Source organism: Tessaracoccus palaemonis, assembly GCF_019316905.1.
In the GTDB taxonomy this organism is placed as follows: domain Bacteria; phylum Actinomycetota; class Actinomycetes; order Propionibacteriales; family Propionibacteriaceae; genus Arachnia; species Arachnia palaemonis.
The window spans coordinates 1,545,554-1,564,097 of sequence record NZ_CP079216.1 but is presented as its reverse complement, the minus strand read 5'-3'; the positions used below and the strand labels follow the sequence as shown (position 1 = coordinate 1,564,097).

At 70.9% G+C, this 18,544-nt stretch carries 14 protein-coding genes and 1 pseudogene; 4 read left to right on the top strand and 11 right to left on the bottom strand.

Annotation, left to right across the window (positions count from 1 at the left end):
- Window position 1: 1 nt before the first annotated feature.
- The 4 genes from KDB89_RS07010 to KDB89_RS06995 all read right to left on the bottom strand — a co-directional run bounded on the left by KDB89_RS07010 (window position 2) and on the right by KDB89_RS06995 (window position 3,805).
- Window positions 2–760, bottom strand: coding sequence for an SDR family oxidoreductase (locus tag KDB89_RS07010; protein WP_219084110.1), 759 nt, complete (start codon window positions 758–760; stop codon window positions 2–4).
- Between the two features lie 11 nt (window positions 761–771).
- On the bottom strand, window positions 772–1,791 hold the full coding sequence (locus tag KDB89_RS07005; protein ID WP_219084109.1) for an aldo/keto reductase: 1,020 nt from the start codon (window positions 1,789–1,791) through the stop codon (window positions 772–774).
- A gap of 1 nt (window position 1,792) precedes the next feature.
- Window positions 1,793–2,677 carry an aldo/keto reductase gene (locus tag KDB89_RS07000; protein ID WP_219084108.1) on the bottom strand — a complete coding sequence of 295 codons (885 nt, stop codon included), beginning with the start codon at window positions 2,675–2,677 and terminating at the stop codon, window positions 1,793–1,795.
- Between the two features lie 78 nt (window positions 2,678–2,755).
- Window positions 2,756–3,805 carry a zinc-binding dehydrogenase gene (locus tag KDB89_RS06995; protein ID WP_219084107.1) on the bottom strand — a complete coding sequence of 350 codons (1,050 nt, stop codon included), beginning with the start codon at window positions 3,803–3,805 and terminating at the stop codon, window positions 2,756–2,758.
- A gap of 372 nt (window positions 3,806–4,177) precedes the next feature.
- Between KDB89_RS06995 and KDB89_RS06990 the strand changes: the two genes are divergently transcribed.
- Both KDB89_RS06990 and KDB89_RS06985 read left to right on the top strand, forming a co-directional pair.
- Window positions 4,178–4,717 (top strand): GNAT family N-acetyltransferase, encoded by a 540-nt coding sequence (locus tag KDB89_RS06990; RefSeq protein WP_219084106.1) that lies wholly within the window; start codon window positions 4,178–4,180, stop codon window positions 4,715–4,717.
- Window positions 4,718–5,023: 306 nt separating this feature from the next.
- Window positions 5,024–5,383, top strand: a complete 360-nt coding sequence (locus KDB89_RS06985) for a DUF3054 domain-containing protein (protein WP_219084105.1) — start codon at window positions 5,024–5,026, stop codon at window positions 5,381–5,383.
- 302 nt (window positions 5,384–5,685) lie between these two features.
- Here KDB89_RS06985 and KDB89_RS14815 read toward each other — a convergent pair.
- Both KDB89_RS14815 and metH read right to left on the bottom strand, forming a co-directional pair.
- A pseudogene (locus KDB89_RS14815) lies at window positions 5,686–7,280 on the bottom strand (HAD-IA family hydrolase).
- Window positions 7,270–10,752, bottom strand: a complete 3,483-nt coding sequence (gene metH / locus KDB89_RS06970) for a methionine synthase (RefSeq protein WP_255556354.1) — start codon at window positions 10,750–10,752, stop codon at window positions 7,270–7,272. Before metH ends, KDB89_RS14815 begins: the two are co-directional and overlap by 11 nt.
- Before the next feature lie 35 nt (window positions 10,753–10,787).
- On the opposite strand from metH, the gene KDB89_RS06965 reads away from it, so the two are divergent.
- Together KDB89_RS06965 and KDB89_RS06960 are read left to right on the top strand one after the other, a co-directional pair.
- A complete protein-coding gene (locus tag KDB89_RS06965) occupies window positions 10,788–11,624 on the top strand; it encodes a proteasome assembly chaperone family protein (protein ID WP_219084102.1) in 837 nt (278 codons plus the stop codon).
- Between the two features lie 13 nt (window positions 11,625–11,637).
- Window positions 11,638–12,288: an NAD(P)H-binding protein gene (locus tag KDB89_RS06960; RefSeq protein WP_219084101.1), complete on the top strand. Its 651-nt coding sequence runs from the start codon at window positions 11,638–11,640 to the stop codon at window positions 12,286–12,288.
- A gap of 24 nt (window positions 12,289–12,312) precedes the next feature.
- Here KDB89_RS06960 and rpe read toward each other — a convergent pair whose 3' ends face one another.
- The 5 genes from rpe to metK all read right to left on the bottom strand — a co-directional run bounded on the left by rpe (window position 12,313) and on the right by metK (window position 18,489).
- Complete coding sequence (rpe, locus tag KDB89_RS06955) at window positions 12,313–12,966, bottom strand: ribulose-phosphate 3-epimerase (RefSeq protein WP_219084100.1); 654 nt, start codon at window positions 12,964–12,966, stop codon at window positions 12,313–12,315.
- 67 nt (window positions 12,967–13,033) lie between these two features.
- The gene (locus KDB89_RS06950; protein ID WP_255556352.1) at window positions 13,034–14,359 is read right to left on the bottom strand and encodes an RsmB/NOP family class I SAM-dependent RNA methyltransferase; all 1,326 of its coding nucleotides are present in this window, start codon (window positions 14,357–14,359) and stop codon (window positions 13,034–13,036) included.
- Window positions 14,356–15,267 (bottom strand): methionyl-tRNA formyltransferase, encoded by a 912-nt coding sequence (gene fmt / locus KDB89_RS06945; RefSeq protein WP_219084099.1) that lies wholly within the window; start codon window positions 15,265–15,267, stop codon window positions 14,356–14,358. The genes KDB89_RS06950 and fmt overlap by 4 nt, the downstream gene beginning before the upstream one ends.
- Window positions 15,268–15,326: 59 nt before the next feature.
- Window positions 15,327–17,297, bottom strand: coding sequence for a primosomal protein N' family DNA-binding protein (locus KDB89_RS06940; RefSeq protein ID WP_219084098.1), 1,971 nt, complete (start codon window positions 17,295–17,297; stop codon window positions 15,327–15,329).
- A gap of 4 nt (window positions 17,298–17,301) precedes the next feature.
- Window positions 17,302–18,489, bottom strand: coding sequence for a methionine adenosyltransferase (metK, locus tag KDB89_RS06935; protein ID WP_219084097.1), 1,188 nt, complete (start codon window positions 18,487–18,489; stop codon window positions 17,302–17,304).
- Window positions 18,490–18,544 lie beyond the last annotated feature (55 nt).

Here is an 18,544-nt window from a genome sequence, read left to right as displayed (position 1 = left end):
CTCAGACCCGCGAGGCGAGTCTCGTGACCGCTTCCAGGCCGGCGCGGACGTCGGCGGGCTCGGCGGCCAGCGGCAGGTTGGCCGTGTCGTCGGCGCCGTCGAGCCCCTTGTCGGGGGCCAGTGCGGCGAAGAGCGGGTCCAGGTCCGGCTGAGCCGAGCCGCGTTCCGCGACCAGTTCCAGCGTCTTCCCGTCGGCCTCGGGCGAGGTCAGCGACGCGACGAGCACGTCGGCGATCTGCTCCCGGGCGATGACCCCGTCGGCGGGGCTGCCGGCCCAGCGGCGGTCGCCCTGCAGGAAGTGCAGGCGGTGCTGGTCGTCGTCGTTGCAGTCGAACCAGCCGGGCCGCACGATCGTGTGGGCCTGCCCGCTGGCTCGCACGAGCCGCTCGGAGCGCCGCTTCCAATCGTGGTAACCACCCGCCCGGTTCGTCACGCCGATCGCCGTCATCAGGGCGATCCTCACCTCGCGGGCGCCGATGGCCGTCAGCACGTTGAGCACTCCCCCGTAGTCGACGTCGCGGACCTTCGGGCTCTGGTACGGGGCGCCGTGCGTGAACACGACCGCGTCGATGCCGTCGACGGCCGCGGCCAGCGTGGACGCATCCGTGAGGTCCCCGGCGACGGCCTCGGTACGCGCTGGAGCCGAGGCTGGACGGCGGGTCAGGACCCGGACGGTGTGCCCGTCGGCGAGCGCGCGTCGGGCGACCAGCCGCCCGATGCTGCCGGTGCCGCCGACGAGCAGGACGGTCAGTGGTGTCATGGTTCGTCCTCTCAGCGGCGACGGGCCGCGGGCAGCAGCTCGTGGTCGCCGTAGCTGTTGTCGTCGGGGTTGATGGTGACTCCGGGGGCGACGATCTGGTCGATCCGGTCGAGCACTTCGTCGGACAGGGTCAGCGACGCGGCGGGCAGATACGCCTCTAGCTGCTCCATCGTGCGGGGCCCGACGATCGCCGCCGTCACGCCGGGGTGCCGGATGATGAACGCGATGGACAGCTCGATCAGGGACATGCCGGCCTCCTCCGCGAGAAGCGCGAGGTCCTCGACGGCGTCGAGCTTGCGCTGGTTGTCCGGCGACGACATGTCGAAGCGTGCCTTCGGCCGGGCGCCGGAGGTCGGCGTCGAGGCGCCGTGCCTGCGCCACTTGCCGGACAGCCACCCGCCGTCGAGCGGGCTGTAGGTCAGGGACCCCATCCCATGCCGGAGCAGCGTCGGGAGGACGTCCTGTTCGATGCCGCGCACCAGCAGCGAGTACGGCGGCTGCTCGGTGACGAAGCGCTCGAGGTGCCGATCGCGGGAGACCCACTGTGCCTCGACGATCTGCGAGCCGGAGAACGAGGACGACCCGAGGTAGCGGATCTTGCCCTGGTGCACGAGATCGGTGAGGGCGCCGAGGGTCTCGGAGATGTCGGTGTCGGGGCTCGGGCGGTGCACCTGGTAGAGGTCGATGTGGTCGGTTCCGAGGCGCCTGAGCGAGTTCTCGACCTCGCGGATGATCCAGCGTCGGGAGCCGCCGCGGTGGTTCGGCTCATCCGGGTCCATGGGCATGAAGAACTTGGTGGCGAGCACGACGTCGTCGCGGCGGCCTTTCAGCGCCCTGCCGGTGATCTCCTCTGAGATGCCGCCCGAGTAGACGTCGGCGGTGTCGACGAAGTTGATGCCGGCGTCGAGGGCTGCGTGGATGATCCGGACGCTGTCGTCGACGTCGCTGTTGCCCCAGGGGCCGAACATCATGGTGCCGAGGCACAGGGGGCTGACGCGCACGCCGGTGCGGCCGAGGTTGCGGTACTCCATGTCAGGCCTCGTCGATGACGAAGTCGAACATGGCCTCGCGGTCCTCGTCGGGGTCGGGACCGCCGCGGACCCCGGTGTCAAGGGCGTCGATGCGGGCCAGCTCTTCGACCGAGAGCTCGAAGTCGAAGACGTCGAAGTTCTGGGCAATGCGCTCGGGGTTCACGGACTTCGGGATCACCGAGCGGCCCTCCTGGATACCCCACCGCAGCATCACCTGAGCCGGCGACTTGCCGTGCGCGGCGGCGATCTCACGGATGGTCGGGTCCTGCATCACGCTGCGCTTCCCGTCACCCCAGCCGGGGTAGAACGTGATGCCGCCGATGGGCGACCACGCCTGCGTGAGGATGTCGTGCGCGGCGTTGGCACGCTGGACGTCCGGCTGGCTGAAGTAGGGATGCAGCTCCACCTGGTTGACGGCGGGCACCACCTCGACCTCGGTGAGGAGTCGGTCGAGGTGGTGGGGCATGAAGTTGCTGATGCCGATGGCGCGTACCTTCCCGTCGGCCAGGAGCTGCTCGAGCGCCCGGTAGGCGGCGACGGTGGCGTCGAAGCGGGATGGTGCGGGCTGGTGGAGGATCAGCAGGTCGAGGGTGTCGACGCCGAGCTTGCCGGTGGCCTTCTCGAACGCGTGGAGGGTCCTGTCGCGGCCGTAGTCGGAGACCCAGACCTTCGTTTCGATGAAGATGTCCTCGCGCGGGACGCCGGAACGGCGGATGCCCTCGCCCACCTGGCGTTCGTTGCGGTACGCGGCCGCCGTGTCGATATGTCGGTAGCCGACGTTCAGCGCCGTGTCGACCGCCGCAGCGGTCTCCTCCGGCGGACTCTGGAAGACGCCGAGGCCCAGCGTGGGCATCGTGACGCCGTTGTTGAGGGTGAGTTCGATCATGGTTGTGCCTTTCATGCAGGGATTTCGTCGATGCCAAGCGCCTCTCCTGGAGCTACCCAGGTGAGGCCGGTCGGAGGGTCACATCGTGACCATGACCTTGAGGGCCTCCCGGGCGTCCATGGCCGCATACCCGCTGGCCACCTGGGCAAGCGGTACGGTGCGGTCGAAGACCCGCCCCGGGTCGGCCCGGCCCGACAGGACGAGCGGGATCGCATCCTCGAGGTATGCCCGCACGGGGGCAGGTCCGCCGGCCAACCGCGCGTTCCTGCCGAAGAGCGAGCCGAAGCCGATGGGGGCCTCCTCGTACTGCGGTACCCCGACCCGGCTGATGATCCCGCCGGGACGGACGATGCCGTAGGCCTGCTGGTAGGCGGGCATGAGGCCGACGGCCTCCAGCACGATGTGGCTGCCCTCGCCGTCGGTCAGATCCATGACCTGCGCGACGCCGTCGGCTCCACGCGCGGCGACGACGTCGGTGGCGCCGAACTCACGCCCGAGATGTGTGCGGTCTACGTGACGGCCCATCAGGATGATCCTCTCGGCGCCGAGCTGGCGAGAGGCCAGCACCGCGGAGAGGCCGACTGCCCCGTCGCCGATGACCGTGACGGTCTTCCCCGGTTCCACCTGCCCCATGTGGGCCGCGTGGTGGCCGGTGAGGTAGACGTCGGAGAGTGCTAGCAGCGAGGCGAGCAGGCCCTCGTCGGCGGTGGTGGGGTCGACGTCGGGGACCTTGACCAGTGACCCGTCCGCGAGCGGGATCCTCGCCAGGGTGGCCTGCAGCCCACCGGTCTCGACGGACCCGTACCAGCCGCCGTGGATGCAGGAGGTCTGGAAGCCTTCCCGACAGAACACGCAGGTGTTGTCCTGGAACGCGAAGGGGGCGATGACGAAGTCCCCTGGCTTCAGCGTGCGCACGTCGGCGCCGATCTCCTCGACGACAGCGATCAGTTCGTGGCCCATGGGGGTGCCCTGCGACGAGGCGGGCATGGAGTGGTACGGGTGCAGGTCGGACCCGCAGACGCACGCGCGCACCATGCGCACGATCGCATCGGTCGGCTGCTGGATGACCGGGTCGGGGACGTTCTCGACGCGGACATCGCCGGCGCCGTACATGTAGGTGGCGAGCATAAGACCTCCTGGTTGGCTCGCCACCCATTCAAGCCTCGGCGTCCTGCGCGGAACAGGCACTGGTGAGGCAGGTACTGACAGGGCCACCCTCGTCGAGGCGCGCAGGTGCGCGTGGGTCCCCACCCGCCGAGCTAGGAGATGCCGAGGATGAGGAGGGGAGGGCGAGGGCGGCGAGAATCAGGTAGCTGTGCTCCGTGAGCGGGGCTGCGTCCGCCTCTGTGCCCGGGGCCCTGGTCCCGCCCGACGTGCCTGAGCCCCACGCGAACCTCCCCCGCGCAGTCATCGGCCCGAGGACCCTGACTTCGTCCGCGCTCTCCTCGCCGGTTCCGGCCCAGGCACGCATTCCGGCGCGTTAGCCCTAGTATCTGCCACATGGACCTCGTCTTTCGCACCGCCGACGTTGACGACGTCGACGCCATCGTCGCGCTCGTGACCGCCGCCTACCGGGGCGACTCCAGCCGTGAAGGGTGGACGACGGAGGCGGACCTGCTCGAAGGCCAGCGGGTGGACCCCGAGGGCGTCGTCGCCGACATCCAGAAGCCGGGCAGCCTGATCCTGCTCGGTGAGTCCGAGGGTGAGACCGTCGCGTGCGTCCACCTTGAGCAGGAGGCCGACGCCGGGTACTTCGGCATGTTCGCCGTGCACCCGAGGATGCAGGGCAGCGGCCTCGGCAAGGCTGTCATGGCGGAGGCCGAGCGCATCGTCCGCGACGACTGGGGCCTCCCCGCCATGCGCATGACCGTCATCGATGTGCGCGACTCCTTGCTGGCGTTCTACGAGCGCCGCGGCTTCGTGCGTACCGGCGAGACCGAGCCGTTCCCGTACGGCGACCCGCGTTTCGGCATCCCGCAGCGCGATGACCTCCGCTTCGCCGTCCTCGTGAAGCAGTTGGACGGCCGGTCCGGCAGCTGACCTCGGCCGCCGGGTCGCTGCGCCTGTCCCGGATCACCAGGTCCACTTCGGTGCACAACGATGCCTATACCGGCTCTGCTGTTCCTATGTTGCAGCGGCGCAGGAATAGGCATTGTTGTGCTGGACAGAGGGCGAGGCGGGAGGGTGCCCAGGGTGGCCGGAGGTGCTCAGTGGACCGGGCCGTTGCGCGGGCGCCCATGGGCGTCGCGGAGGTGCGCACACTCTGGGTTCCTGGGCCGGTGCCCCGGCCTCTGACCCTGCGTTGAGGCGGCCGTCGACCAGCCGCAGGCCGCTACGCTGGCGGGCATGAAGCGACTCCTTCCCCTCGTGATCGATCTGGTTCTCGTCCTCGCCTTCGCCGTCATCGGGCGGGCATCGCACGACGAGAATCCCGTTGTCGGGTCACTCGGCACGGCGTGGCCGTTCCTCGTCGCATGTCTGATCGGCTGGGGCATCGTCCTGCTTCTCGAGGACGATGGGCTGGGTCTTCGGGGCGGGGCCATCATCTGGTTCTTCACCCTGGCTGGCGGCCAGGCGCTCCGCGTCATCTCCGGCGGCACCACCCAGGTCAGCTTCATCCTCGTCACTGCGATCGTGCTGGGCGTTTTCCTGGGCGGCTGGCGTCTCGTCGCGTGGCTGCTTCGACGTCGTCGCGCGACGGCGTAGGGACTTCATCGGGCTGGGGTGGGGCCGCGACCAGGCCTGGGTGTGTAGGTAGCGCCGGGCTCAGGTAGACCCCTTCGCTTCGCTCAGGGCCCTTCGACAAGCTCAGGGAACCGGTGTTCAGCGGTCGACAGGCTCAGGGAACCGACGGGTCGCCGAGCTTGTCGAGGTGCCCTGAGCGCAGCGAAGGGGCTACTCCGACCCAAGAGCCACGTTTCGTCAGCGCTGGCGCGCTTCCGTCAACGCCCTTCGACAAGCTCAGGGAACCGGGAGCTCTGTCCTTCGACAAGCTCCAGCGAACCGACTCAGGCCTCGACCGGGGCGCCGCCGAGTTCGACCGGGATGTTGGCCGGGCGGGGGCCGTGGTAGTCGGGCCCGTAGGCGCCGGGCGAAGGGCGGCGCTTGCGCATCGGGGCGCGCTGGCCCGGCGCGAGGCGACGGGTGATGGCCAGGAAGCCAGTGTGGCCGGACGTGCCGTGGCCAGGGCGGATGGCCAGGCCCTCGGCGTGCCATTCGCGCACGGTCGTCTCGGTGAGGTGTGGCTCGGTGAACCCGCCGTGGGCTCGCAGCGTGTCCGCGACCCGACCGAGCTGCGTCGCGGTCGCGACGTAGCACGTCAGCACGCCGCCGGGCACCATGCGTTCGGCGACGGCGTCGATGCACTCCCAGGGAGCGAGCATGTCGAGGACCGCGCGGTCGATGGGCTCGTCCTCGATGGCCTCGACGAGGTCGCCGACCGTCAGCTCCCACGCAGGGTGCGGGCCGCCCAGGAAGGTCTCGACGTTCTTGCGCGCCACGTCGGCGAACTGCTGGCGCCGCTCGTACGAGTGCAGCCTCCCCTCGGGTCCGATCGCGCGCAACAGCGCCAGCGACAGGGCCCCGGACCCGACGCCGGCCTCGAGCACGCGGGCGCCCGGGAAGATATCGGTCCACATCAGGATCTGGGCCGCGTCCTTCGGGTAGATGACGGCCGCGTCGCGGGGCATCGACACCATGAACTCGCTGAGGATCGGCCGGAACGCGAGGTACTCCTGGCCGCCGTGCGACGTGATGGTCACGCCCTCGGGCCCACCGATCAGGTCGTCGTGCTTCACGACCCCCTTGGTGGTGTGCCACTCTCCGCCCTCCCGCAGGACAACGGACTTGCGGCGGCCCTTCGCGTCGGTGAGGGTTACGCGGTCGCCGACCTGCAGCAGATGCGGGTTCTTGACTCCGGAGAGGTTCATGCGGTGATCTCGCTCCTTGCCCGCCACAGGTCGGCGAGCTCGTTCCAGCTGGTGGTGGTCAGGCCCGTCGACGACACGACGAGGCGGGGATCGGTGGGCAGCGCCACGCGCCCGTTGACGGCATAGACGACGGCGCCGGCGGCCAGCCCCGACGTGACCCCGGGCAGCGAGTCCTCGAGGACGACGGTCTCGCGCGGGCTCAGCCCCAAGGCCCGCGCGGCCATCGTATAGGGCTCGGGATGCGGCTTGGTATGCGTCACGTCGTCAGACGTGACGATCAGCTCGACGTTGGCGGGCAGTCTGGCGTGGGCGGCGTCGACGATTCGACGGTTGCTGGCGGTCACGACGGCGCACGGCACGCCCAGGTCGCTGAGCTCGGACATCAGGCGCTGGGCCCCCGGGAGCCACGGCAGCTCATGGCTGTAGACGTACTCGCACAGGCGCTCGTGCAGTTCGTCGTAGACCTCGAGCATCCTCGTGGGCGTTCCGAAGGCGTCGGCCAGCATCTGTGCGGTGATCCAGGCCGACTGGCCGTGCATCGAGTCGAGCACTGCGCGCGTGAAGGTGAGGCCCCGCTCCGCGAGCATCTCGAGCTCGACCATGGTCCACACCGGCTCGGTGTCGACCATGGTGCCGTCGAAGTCCCACAGGACGGCGCGGGGTTCAGCCTGCATTGAAGTACTTCGCCTCCGGGTGGTGCACGACGATCGCGTCGGTGGACTGCTCGGGGTGGAGCTGCAGCTCCTCGCTCAGCTCGACGCCGATGCGGGACGGGTCCAGCAGCCTGACAAGGGTCGCACGGTCGTTCAGGTCCGGGCACGCCGGGTAGCCGAACGAGTACCGCGATCCGCGGTACGCCTGGTCGCGGATGGCCGCGTCGACGTCGCCCTCCCCCGCGGTCAGCCCCAGCTCCTCGCGGACGCGGTGGTGCCAGAACTCGGCCAGCCCCTCCGTCAACTGCACCGACAGGCCGTGCAGCTCCAGGTAGTCGCGGTAGGAGTTGGCCTCGAACAGCTTCTGCGTTCCCTTGGCGACCTCGGCGCCCATCGTGACGAGTTGCATCGCGAAGACGTCGGGCCCGAGTTCGGCGGCCTCCTCCCTGTCGCGGAAGAAGTCCGCGAGGCAGAGCCGACGCCCGCGACGCTGGCGCGGGAACGTGAACCTGGCGATCTCGCGCGACGGGTCCTCGGGGTCGCCGAGGATCAGAGTCTCGTCCTCGGAGTGCGCCGGGAAGTAGCCGTAGACGACGCCGAAGTTCGCCAACGATTCCGTCTTGACGCGGTCCATCCACATGCGCAGCCGCGGCATCGCCTCTGTCTCGACGAGTTCCTCGTAGCTGGGCCCGTCCTTGAGCGACTTGAGCCCCCACTGCCCCATGAATGTGGCGCGGTGGTCGAGCCATCCCGCCACGTCGGCCAACGGGATCCCCTTGACGACGCGGGTGCCCCAGAACGGGGGCGTCGGGACGTCGATGCGCCGCGCGACGTCGGAGCGGGCGCCGGGCTCGGGTTCGACGAGCTCCACGAGCGACCCCTTGGCGTGCCGCCTCTGACGGGGCTGGGGCAGGGCGGCACCGGGCACGCCCTGCTTGACGGCCATCACGGCGTCCATGAGAGCGAGGCCCTCGAACGCGTCCTTGGCGTAGCGGACCTCGCCCTCGAACATGTCGTTCAGGTCGTGTTCGACGAAGGCTCGGGTCAGCGCGGCACCGCCCAGCAGGACGGGGTACCGCTCCGCGAGCCCGAGGCGGTTGAGCTCCAGGAGGTTGTCCTTCATCACCAGCGTGGACTTCACGAGCAGACCGGACATGCCGATGGCGTCGGCGCCGTGCTCCTGGGCCGCGTCGATGATGGCCTGGATCGGCTGCTTGATGCCGATGTTGATGACGGTGTAGCCGTTGTTGCTGACGATGATGTCGACCAGGTTCTTGCCGATGTCGTGCACGTCTCCGCGGACGGTCGCCAGCACGAGCGTGCCCTTGCCGGCCCCGGACTCGGACGCCTCCATGTGCGGCTCGAGGTACGCGACGGCTGCCTTCATCACCTCGGCGGACTGCAGCACGAACGGCAGCTGCATCCGGCCCGACCCGAACAGCTCGCCGACGACCTTCATGCCGGCCAGCAGATCCTCGTTTATGATCTCGAGGGCGGGCTTGCCGGCCAGCGCCTCGTCGAGGTCGGCGTCCAGGCCCTTGCCCTCGCCGTCGATGATGCGGCGCTGCAGGCGCTCCGCGAGCGGCAGGGCCGCGAGTTCAGCCGCGCGGGACGCGCGGGCCGAGGCCGCCGTGACGCCCTCGAACAGCTCGAGGAACTTCGACAGCGGGTCGTAGTCGCCGTCGCGACGGTCGTAGACCAGGTCGAGCGCGACGGCCCGCTGCTCCTCCGGGATCCGGTCCATCGGCAGGATCTTGGCGCTGTGCACGATCGCCGAGTCGAGGCCCGCCTCGACGCACTCGTGCAGGAACACCGAGTTCAGCACGATGCGGGCGGCCGGGTTGAGGCCGAAGGAGACGTTGCTGACTCCCAGCGTCGTCCGCACCCCGGGGTAGCGGCGCTTGAGCTCGCGGATGGCGTCGATGGTCTCGATGCCGTCGCGGCGGGTCTCCTCCTGGCCTGTCGCGATGGGGAACGTGAGGCAGTCGACGAGGATGTCGCCGACGTCCATCCCCCAGTCCGCGACCAGCGTGTCGATGAGGCGGGACGCGACGCGCACCTTCCACTCGGCGGTGCGGGCCTGGCCCTCCTCGTCGATCGTCAGCGCGACGACGGCGGCGCCGTGCTCGACGACCATCGGCATCACCTTCTGGAAGCGCGACTCGGGCCCGTCGCCGTCCTCGAAGTTGACCGAGTTGATGATCGACCGGCCGGCCAGTCTCTCAAGGCCGGCCTGCAGCACGTGCGGCTCCGTGGAGTCCAGCACGATCGGGAGCGTGACCGCCGTCGAGAGACGCGAGCTGAGCTCGGCCATGTCCGCGGCGCCGTCCCGGCCGACGTAGTCGACGCACAGGTCGAGGATGTGCGCGCCGTCGCGGGCCTGGGCCTTGGCGATGTCGACGCACTCCTCGAAGTTCGCTGCCAGCATCGCCTCGCGGAAGGCCTTCGAGCCGTTCGCGTTGGTCCGCTCGCCGATGCTCAGGTAGCTGGCGTCCTGCGCGAACGGGACCTCGATGTAGAGGCTCGAGGCGGAGTTCTCCGGGTCGGGCTGGCGCTCGACGACGTCGCGGCCACCGAACCGCTCGGCCAGCACGCGGATGTGCTCGGGCGTGGTGCCGCAGCAGCCGCCGATCACGGCCAGTCCGAAGTCGTCGAGGTAGTGGCCGAGCGCGTCGGCCAGGGCCTCGGGGCCGAGCGGGTAGCGGGCGCCGTCGGCGGTGAGCTCGGGCAGGCCGGCGTTGGGCATGGCCCCGACGGCCGCCCTCGCCCGGCGGGCGAGGTGCCGCAGGTGCTCGCTCATCTCGGCGGGGCCGGTGGCGCAGTTCAGGCCGATGCAGTCGACGCCCAGGGCGTCGAGCGTCGTGAGAGCGGCGCCGATCTCCGAGCCGAGCAGCATCGTGCCCGTGGTCTCGACGGTGACGTTGACGAGGATCGGCAGCTCGACCCCGGCCGCGGCGCGGGCGCGCTTCGCCGCGATCACGGCGGCCTTGGCCTGCAGCAGGTCCTGGCAGGTCTCGATCTGCACGGCATCGATGCCGCCGCGGATCATGGCCGCCACCTGGGCCTGGTAGGCGTCGCGGATCGACGCGAACGCGATGTGCCCGAGCGTCGGCAGCTTGGTGCCCGGACCCACCGATCCGAGCACGAACCGGGGTCGTTCGTCGGTAGCGAACTCGTCCGCCACCCCACGCGCGATGCGGGCCGCGGCCTCCGCCAGCTCCTCGAGCCGGTCGACGATGTCGTACTCCCCCAGCGCCGCGAGGTTCGTCCCGAAGGAGTTGGTCTCGACGGCGTCCGACCCCGCCTCGAAGTAGGCACGGTGGACCGCCGCCACGACATCGGGCCTTGTCACGTTGAGGATCTCGTTACACCCCTCCAGCCCGAGGAAGTCGTCCTCCAGCGAGAGCTCGCCGAAGGACTGCAGCATGGTGCCCATCGCCCCGTCGGCGATGAGGACGCGGCGGTTCAACAGTTGGGCTAGTGAGTTCGGCACCCGGCAAGGTTAGCGGCACCGGCTAGGCTGGGGTGATGCAGTTCGTACCGCTGGAAGGCCTGAACAACCCGGTCGCAGTGGTCGCCTTCTCCGGATGGAACGATGCCGGGGACGCGGCCAGCGACCTCGTCCGGCACCTGCACGCCACCTACCTGGGCAACGATCTCGGTGTGATCGACGACGAACGCTACTTCGATTTCCAGCACACCCGGCCCATGCTCAACCGCACCGCCGACGGCCCGTGGCTTGAATGGCCCGCAGTCAGGCTGCGGGTGGTCCACCACCCTGTCCGCGACATCGTGACCGTGCTGGGACCGGAACCCAACCTTCTGTGGCGCAGCTTCGCCCGGGACCTCGTCGACCGCATGTCGAAGGTCAACCCGGAGTTGGTCGTGTTCCTCGGTGGAATGCTGTCGGACACCCCCCATTCGCGGCCGCTGCCCGTCGGCGTGTTCTCCTCCGACCCGACGATCCGCCAGCGGTTCAGCATGGAGGTCAACGACTACTCCGGACCCACCGGCATGACCGGCGTTGCGAGCCAGATGATGACGTTGGAGCGGATACCCACCGCGTCGCTGTGGGTATCCGTGCCGCACTACGTCTCCACTCCCCCGAACCCCAAGGCACAGGACGCTCTCCTGACCGAGCTCGAGACCCTGATGGGTGTCGAACTCGACCACGCCGAGATCCCCGCCGAGGCCGCCAAGTGGTCCGAGGCCGTCGACGAGCTCAGCCAGCAGGACCCCGAGATCGCGGAGTACATCGGCCAGCTCGAGGAGGCCCGCGACGCGGAAGAGGTCGAGGGAGCCACCGGAGACACCATCGCCGCCGAACTGGAGAAGTTCCTCCGCCGTCGGGTGGACGACGACTGACTAGGCTCGCCGCATGGCGAGGATCATCATCATCGGAGGCCACGGCAAGGTGGCCCTCATCGCGGAGCGGCTACTCTCGGCCGCGGGCCACTCGGTGGACGCGGTCATCCGCAATCCCGAGCACAGCGCAGACGTCGCCGCAGCGGGGGCCAGACCGCTCGTCGCCGACGTGGAGTCCATGGACACCGACACGCTCGCCCGGCTGCTGGCGGGCCACGACGCCGTCGTGTGGTCGGCAGGCGCCGGCGGAGGGAACCCGGCCCGTACGTACGCCGTCGACCGTGATGCGGCCATCCGCAGCATGGACGCCGCCGAACGCGCGGGCGTCCCCCGTTACGTCATGGTGTCCTACCTCGGCGCCTCGGTCGACCACGGCGTCCCACCCGAGAACCCCTTCTTCGCCTACGCGGAGGCCAAGGCCGCGGCCGACGAACACCTGCGCGGCAGTGACCTGGCCTGGACCGTGCTCGGTCCAGGCACCCTGACGCCCGGGGCGGCAACCGGCAGCATCGACGTGGACCCGACCGCGGGCGGCAGCGTGCCACGCGCCGACGTGGCAGCCGTGGTGGCGGCCACGCTCGACGACGATTCCACCATCCGTCGCACCATCGGGTTCATCGGCGGACGGACCTCGATCGCAGCAGCCATCGGCGTCCCGTACTGATCCCGGAGTCCCGCTGCTCGGTGGTCAGTGGGCGCAGGCCGCCTGCGCGGTCTCGCGCAGCATGGTGACGATCGCGTTGGGATCGGCGGCGCGGTAGACCGCCGACCCGGCGACAAACGTGTCCGCCCCGGCCTCCGCGCAGCGTGCGATCGTCTCGGCGCTCACGCCGCCATCGACCTGCAGCCAGATGTCGCGGTCGCCGATCAGCCTGCGGGTGGCCCGGATCTTGGGCAGCACCATGTCGAGGAATGCCTGGCCGCCGAAGCCGGGCTCGACGGTCATCAGGAGGACCATGTCGACCTCGCCGAGCAGGCTCTCGAAGACCTCGATGGGGGTGGCGGGGCTGAGCGCCATGGAGGCCCGGGCGCCGAGCCTGCGGATCTCGCGGGCCAGCCTGACGGGCGCGTGCGCGGCCTCGACGTGGAAGGTGACCGACTCGGCACCCGCCTCGGCGTAGGCCGGGGCCCAGCGGTCGGGGTCGGTGATCATGAGGTGGATATCCAGCATGTGATCCGTGTGGCGACGGATCGACTCGACGACGGGCAGGCCGAGGGTCAGGTTCGGCACGAAGGAGTTGTCCATCACGTCGATGTGCACGGCGTCGGCGTCGGGGATGCGTGAGATCTCGCTCGCGAGGTTGGCCAGGTCCGCGTTGAGGATGCTTGGCGTGATGCGCATGTCCGTCACCTTAGCGAACTTGCTTTCCCAGCGGCCCCGGTGGTCTGGTTGAGGGCGAAACCGCAGGTCAGCGACGCGATGAGACGCGCAGCAGGCTGAGGAACATCGCATCGGTGCCGTGCCTGTGTGGCCAGAGCTGCACGTCGTCGCCCACCGCGCAGTCGGGCACCTCGGGAAGCGCATCCGCCGCGCGCAGCCTCGTCACCTCGGGGCGGGTGGCCAGCACGTCGTCGACCACCGCGGTGGTCTCGGCGCGGTGTGGCGAGCACGTCACGTAGGCCACCGCTGCCCCGTCGACGGCCGCGTCGAGGGCGCTGTGCAGCAGGAGCCGCTGCAGGTCGCCGAGCGAGGTCACGTCGTCGGGGGTGCGCCGCCAGCGGGACTCCGGCCGACGGCGAAGCGCGCCAAGCCCGGAGCAGGGGACGTCGACCATGATCCGGGAGAAGGCGCGATCCCAGGCCGGGCGGGTCCCGTCGGCGGTGATCGCCTGCCAGCCGTCGGGGTAGGCGGCCAGCGCGGACCGGACGAGGCGGGCCCGGTGTTCCTGGGCCTCGGACGCGAGCAGCCACGAGCCTGCCTCGCGGGCCAGCCCCGCGAGCAACGCGGCCTTTCCGCCGGGACCGGCGCACGTATCGAGCCAGGGCCCGTCCGGCGCCTCGGTGCGCGAGAGCGCCCACGCAACAAGCTGGGAGCCCTCGTCCTGCACGCCCGCGCGGCCGTCACGGACGGCGGCCTGGTCGGCGGGCGTCCCCGGCGCGGTGGCACCGAACGGGGAGAACCGGGTCGCGGTGGCGCCGACGAGGTCGTCGATTCTCGCCAGTGAGGGTCGCAGGACCAGCGTCGGGTGTGGGGAGACGTTGTTGGCCGCGAGCGCCGACTCCAGCTCGTCGGCGGGCAGCAGGTCCGCGTAGGCCTCGACGATCCAGCGGGGGTGGTGGCCGCGGATGGCCAGCGCCCCGATCCGGTCCTGCTTCGCGGCCAGCTGGTCCAGCCACTCGTCCATGGTGCGGGCGCCGATCCTGCGCGACACCGCGTTGACCAGCCCCGTGACGCGCTGACCGACCGTCGCGCGGGCGAGGTCGACGGTCGCGGCCACAGCGGCGTACTTCTTGACCTGCATGGTCAGCAGCTGGTGGGCGACAAGGCGCAGCAGGTCGACGACGGCCGGCTGGAAGGAACCGAGCTTCCGCCCCGCGGCGGCCGCGATGATGAGGTCGTAGGTCCCCATCAGGCGGCAGGTGCCGGAGACGAGTTCGGTCACGAGGCCGGCGTCGCGCGGGTCCAGATCGGCGGTCGCGAGGCGCTTGGCGAGGGCCAGGTTGGCGTAGGCATCCTCGCCGGTGACCTGGCGCAGCACGTCGAACGCGACGCGGCGGGGGTTCTCGCCGCTCACGAGAGGACCTTGCCGGTCACGCCCTGACGGGCCCAGTCGATCGCCGCCATCCGCTTCTTCCCCGGGGCCTGGACCTCCAGCAGCTCGAGCGTGCCATCGCCGGTGCCGACGAACAGCTGCCGCTTGGTGGCGCTCAGCCGGCCGGGGCCGAGGTCGAGGGGCTCGGCGACGCGGGCCCGGTAGATCTTGAATCGTTGGCCGTCGAGCTCGCACCAGGCGCCGGGGTCGGGTGAGCAGCCCATGATGTGGTTCCGCAGCTCGCCGGCGGGGCGGCGGAGGTCGAGCCGAGCCTCCTCGACGGTGATCTTGGCGGCTAGCGTCACGCCGTCGTCGGCCTGCGGCGTCGGGTGGATGCCCGCCGCGATCAGGTCGATGGTCCGGGTGAGCTGTCGTGCGCCGCTCTCGGCGAGCTGGGCCAGCAGTTCGCCCGCGGTCGCGTCGGGCATGGGGAACGATTCGGTCAGGTAGACGTCGCCTGCGTCGAGGGCACGCACGATCTCGAAGCAGGATGTGCCGATCTCCGCGTCTCCGGCCATCACCGCCCGCTGCACCGGGGCTGCGCCGCGCCATCGCGGCAGCAGCGAGAAGTGGAGGTTCACCCAGCCGTGCGTGGGGATGTCGAGCGCAGTCTGCGGCAGCAGCGCCCCGTACGCGACGACGGGGCAGACGTCGGGGGCCAGCTCCCGCAGCCGGTCCTGGAAGTGCGCGTCGCGGGGGTGCGCAGGCTTGAGGATCTCGAGCCCCAGCTCCTCGGCGCGTGCCGCGACCGGCGACGGCGTGAGCCTGCGGCCGCGACCGGCGGGCGCGTCGGGCCGTGTGAGGACCGCGACCACCTCGTGGGCTGAGTCCGTGAGCGCATCGAGCGCCGGGACCGCGACGTCCGGGGTGCCGGCGAACACGAGCCGCATGGTGACCTCCTGAGGATGGCGGGTGCAGCGGCAAGCCTACTGGTCGCCGCCAGCCGCGATCAGCCGAGCGTCTCCGGGTCGACCGTGACGCTGAGCAGGCCGCGTTCCTTGCGGGCGGAGCGGATGGCGGCGGCGTGCTTGACGCGACGCACGAGGTCGCGAGCCCCGTCGAGCGGCGCCCTGAGCAGCGCGGCCCACTGATCGTCGTCGACCTCGGTGGGGCCGAGCACCTGGACACCCGCCCAGTCGTCGTTGTCGAGGAAATCGTCGAGCGCCTCCTTGTCCCCGACGATGCGGGCGAGCTTCACGGCCGGCACGAGGCCGGCGTCGGCGCGGTCGTCGAGCTCGCGGGAGATGTAGCCCTGCAGGTCCGCCCGCATCAGCGCCTGCACCGCCGGATGCGTGGACTCCCCGACGATCAGCACCGACCCCCCATCGCGGGGCGCCCTCGCCAGCGCGGCCGCTGCGCTCCACCGGCGCACGGCCTCCTCGCCGGCGCGAAGGTCCGCGCGGGCGAGCGTGACGTCCGCGTCGAGGATCAGCACACCGGCGTAGCCGGATGGCGACCTCGGCTCCGCGCCGGGAGTCGCGACGACGATCGCCGGCTCATCGGTGATCTCGTCGCGGATCCGGTCGGCAGAGCTGTTGACGGCGAGCACGCCGGGGAACGCCCGGGCGAGCTCCTCCGCGGTGCGGGCGGCGCCGGGCAGCGGGGTCTCCAGCTGCGAGGTGTGGCAGTGCGGGCAGTTCCACCTGGCCGGCCGAAAGCCGCACAGGGCGCACTCCGGCTGATCCCGTCGGCGGGCACGCATCGGGCCCGAGCACTTCGGACAGCGGGCGAGGTTGCGGCAGCGTGCGCAGCGCAGCGTGGCCGAGTGTCCGACGCGGGGCACCTGCACGAGCACGGGGCCGGCGGACAGGTGGTCGCGCAGGAACCGGAAGGCAACCGACGGGATGCGCAGCCGGGCGGCGGCCGGGTCCCGTTGGCGGTCCCTGGCGTCCACGGCCCGCACCGGGGCCGAGACCTCACGCGCCGGGCCTGGGGGCAGCGTGAGGTCCCCGAGCCAGCCGCGGCGCAGCAGCGCCTGCGCATCCGTGCTCCGCCCGTGACCCGCGAGCAGCAGGGCGGCCGAGTCCCGGGCGGCCCGCAGGACTGCCACGGAGCGGGGATGCGGGTGTGGGGTCCGAGGCTCGGCGTGTGCGTCGTTGCCGTCGTCGACGACGACGATCAGGCCAAGATCCGTCAGCGGCGCGAACATCGCCGCCCTGGTGCCGATCATGATCCTCGCCTCGCCGCGCAGCGCGGCCAGGTAGTTACGGTAGCGGGCGGACTGCCCCGCGTCGGCCGACAGGGTGCCGACGCATCCGTGACCGAAGACCTCCACCAGGCGCCCGGTGGCCGAGGTGAGGTCCCGGACGGTGGGCACCACGATCAGCGCGGACCGGCCGGAGTGGAGCGTCGCGGCGACGGCCTCGACAATCCCGCCGACCAGGTCCCCGGGGCCGCCGTGCACCGCGGCCACCTGCCACAGGGCGCGGGGCGAGCGCCCCTCCCGGACCGCGTCGAGGAACGACCCGCCCGCCGGGTAGGAGGGCAGCACCGTCGGCGCGGGGGCCTCGAGAGGCTGGGGCCAGACGCGCTGGGCGGCCTTCTCCGTGCTGGCGTGGCGCGGCGGCACCGCAAGCCGGGACACGTCGGCGAAGGTGCCGGCGTAGTGGTCCGCGACCGCCCGGATGAGGCCGTACACGGCGGGGGTCATGACGGGTTCGCTCGAGATCACCTTGCCGAGCGGCGCGAGCGTCTCGACGTCGGACTCTTCGGTGAGCTCGACGATCCAGCCGCGCTGCTGCTGGCCGCTGAAGCGGACCTGGACCCGCGCGCCGACGACCGCGTCGTCCGCGAGCTTGTCACCAATCTCGTAGTCGAAGAGCCGGTCAAGGTGTGACAGCGGCACGTCGACCGCCACGCGCGCGATGCGGCGCGGCGCGCCCCGGTGGGCGCCCATCAGCGCAGGCTGCCCACCGGTCACGCGCTCACCCCTTGACGGCGGCCGCCAGCGCGGCGGCGCGGTCGGTCCGCTCCCAGGTGGCGTTGGGCAGGTTGCGGCCGAAGTGGCCGTAGACCGTCACGTCGCTGTAGATGGGGCGTAGCAGGTCGAGGTCGGAGATGATGGCACCGGGCCGCAGATCGAACGTGGCGAGCACGGCGTCGCGGATCTGAGACTCGGGGACGGCGGAGGTGCCGAACGTATCGAGGTAGAAGCCGACCGGGTGCGCCTTGCCGATCGCGTAGGCGACCTGCACCTCGCAGCGGCGGGCCAGCCCTGCCGCGACGACGTTCTTGGCCACCCAGCGCATCGCGTAGGCGGCGGAGCGGTCGACCTTCGACGGATCCTTGCCGGAGAAGGCGCCGCCGCCGTGGCGGGCCATGCCGCCGTACGTGTCGACGATGATCTTGCGGCCAGTGACGCCGGCGTCGCCCATGGGCCCGCCGATGACGAACTTGCCCGTCGGGTTGACCAGCACGCGGCCGGGGGTGCCGAGCCCGTAGCCCTCGAGCACCGGGCCGATGACCTCTCGGCGCAGATCGGCCGCAATGCGCGACTGGGTGGCGTCCTGGTGGTGCTGGCTGCTGACCACGACGGTGTCGATGCCCTCGACTGCCCCCTGGGCGTCGTAGGCGACGGTGACCTGGGTCTTGCCGTCGGGCCGCAGGTAGTCGAGGGTGCCGTTCTTCCGCACCGCGGTGAGCTGCTCGGCCAGTCGGTGGGCGACGTCGATCGGCAGCGGCATCAGGGATGGGGTCTCGTCGCAGGCGTAGCCGAACATCAGGCCCTGATCGCCGGCGCCCTGCAGACTCGCGACGTCCCCGTCGACCTCGACACGGTGCTCGTAGGCCTCGTTGACGCCCTGGGCGATGTCGGGAGACTGGTTGCCGATCGCGACGCTCACCCCGCAGGAGGAGCCGTCGAATCCCTTGGCGGACGAGTCGTAGCCGATGTTGAGGATCCGCTGGCGGGCCAGCGAGGCGACGTCGACGTAGCCGGAGGTGGAGACCTCGCCGGCGACGACCACGAGGCCCGTGGTGATGAGCGTCTCGACGGCGACGCGTGCGTTCGGGTCCTGCCGGAGCAGGCCGTCGAGCACGGCGTCGGAGATCGAGTCCGCGATCTTGTCGGGATGACCCTCGGTCACCGACTCGGAGGTGAATAGACGGCTCATGACAGAGCACTCCTAGCGCGGCGACAAGCCGCATCGACAATGGGGTGCGATGGCG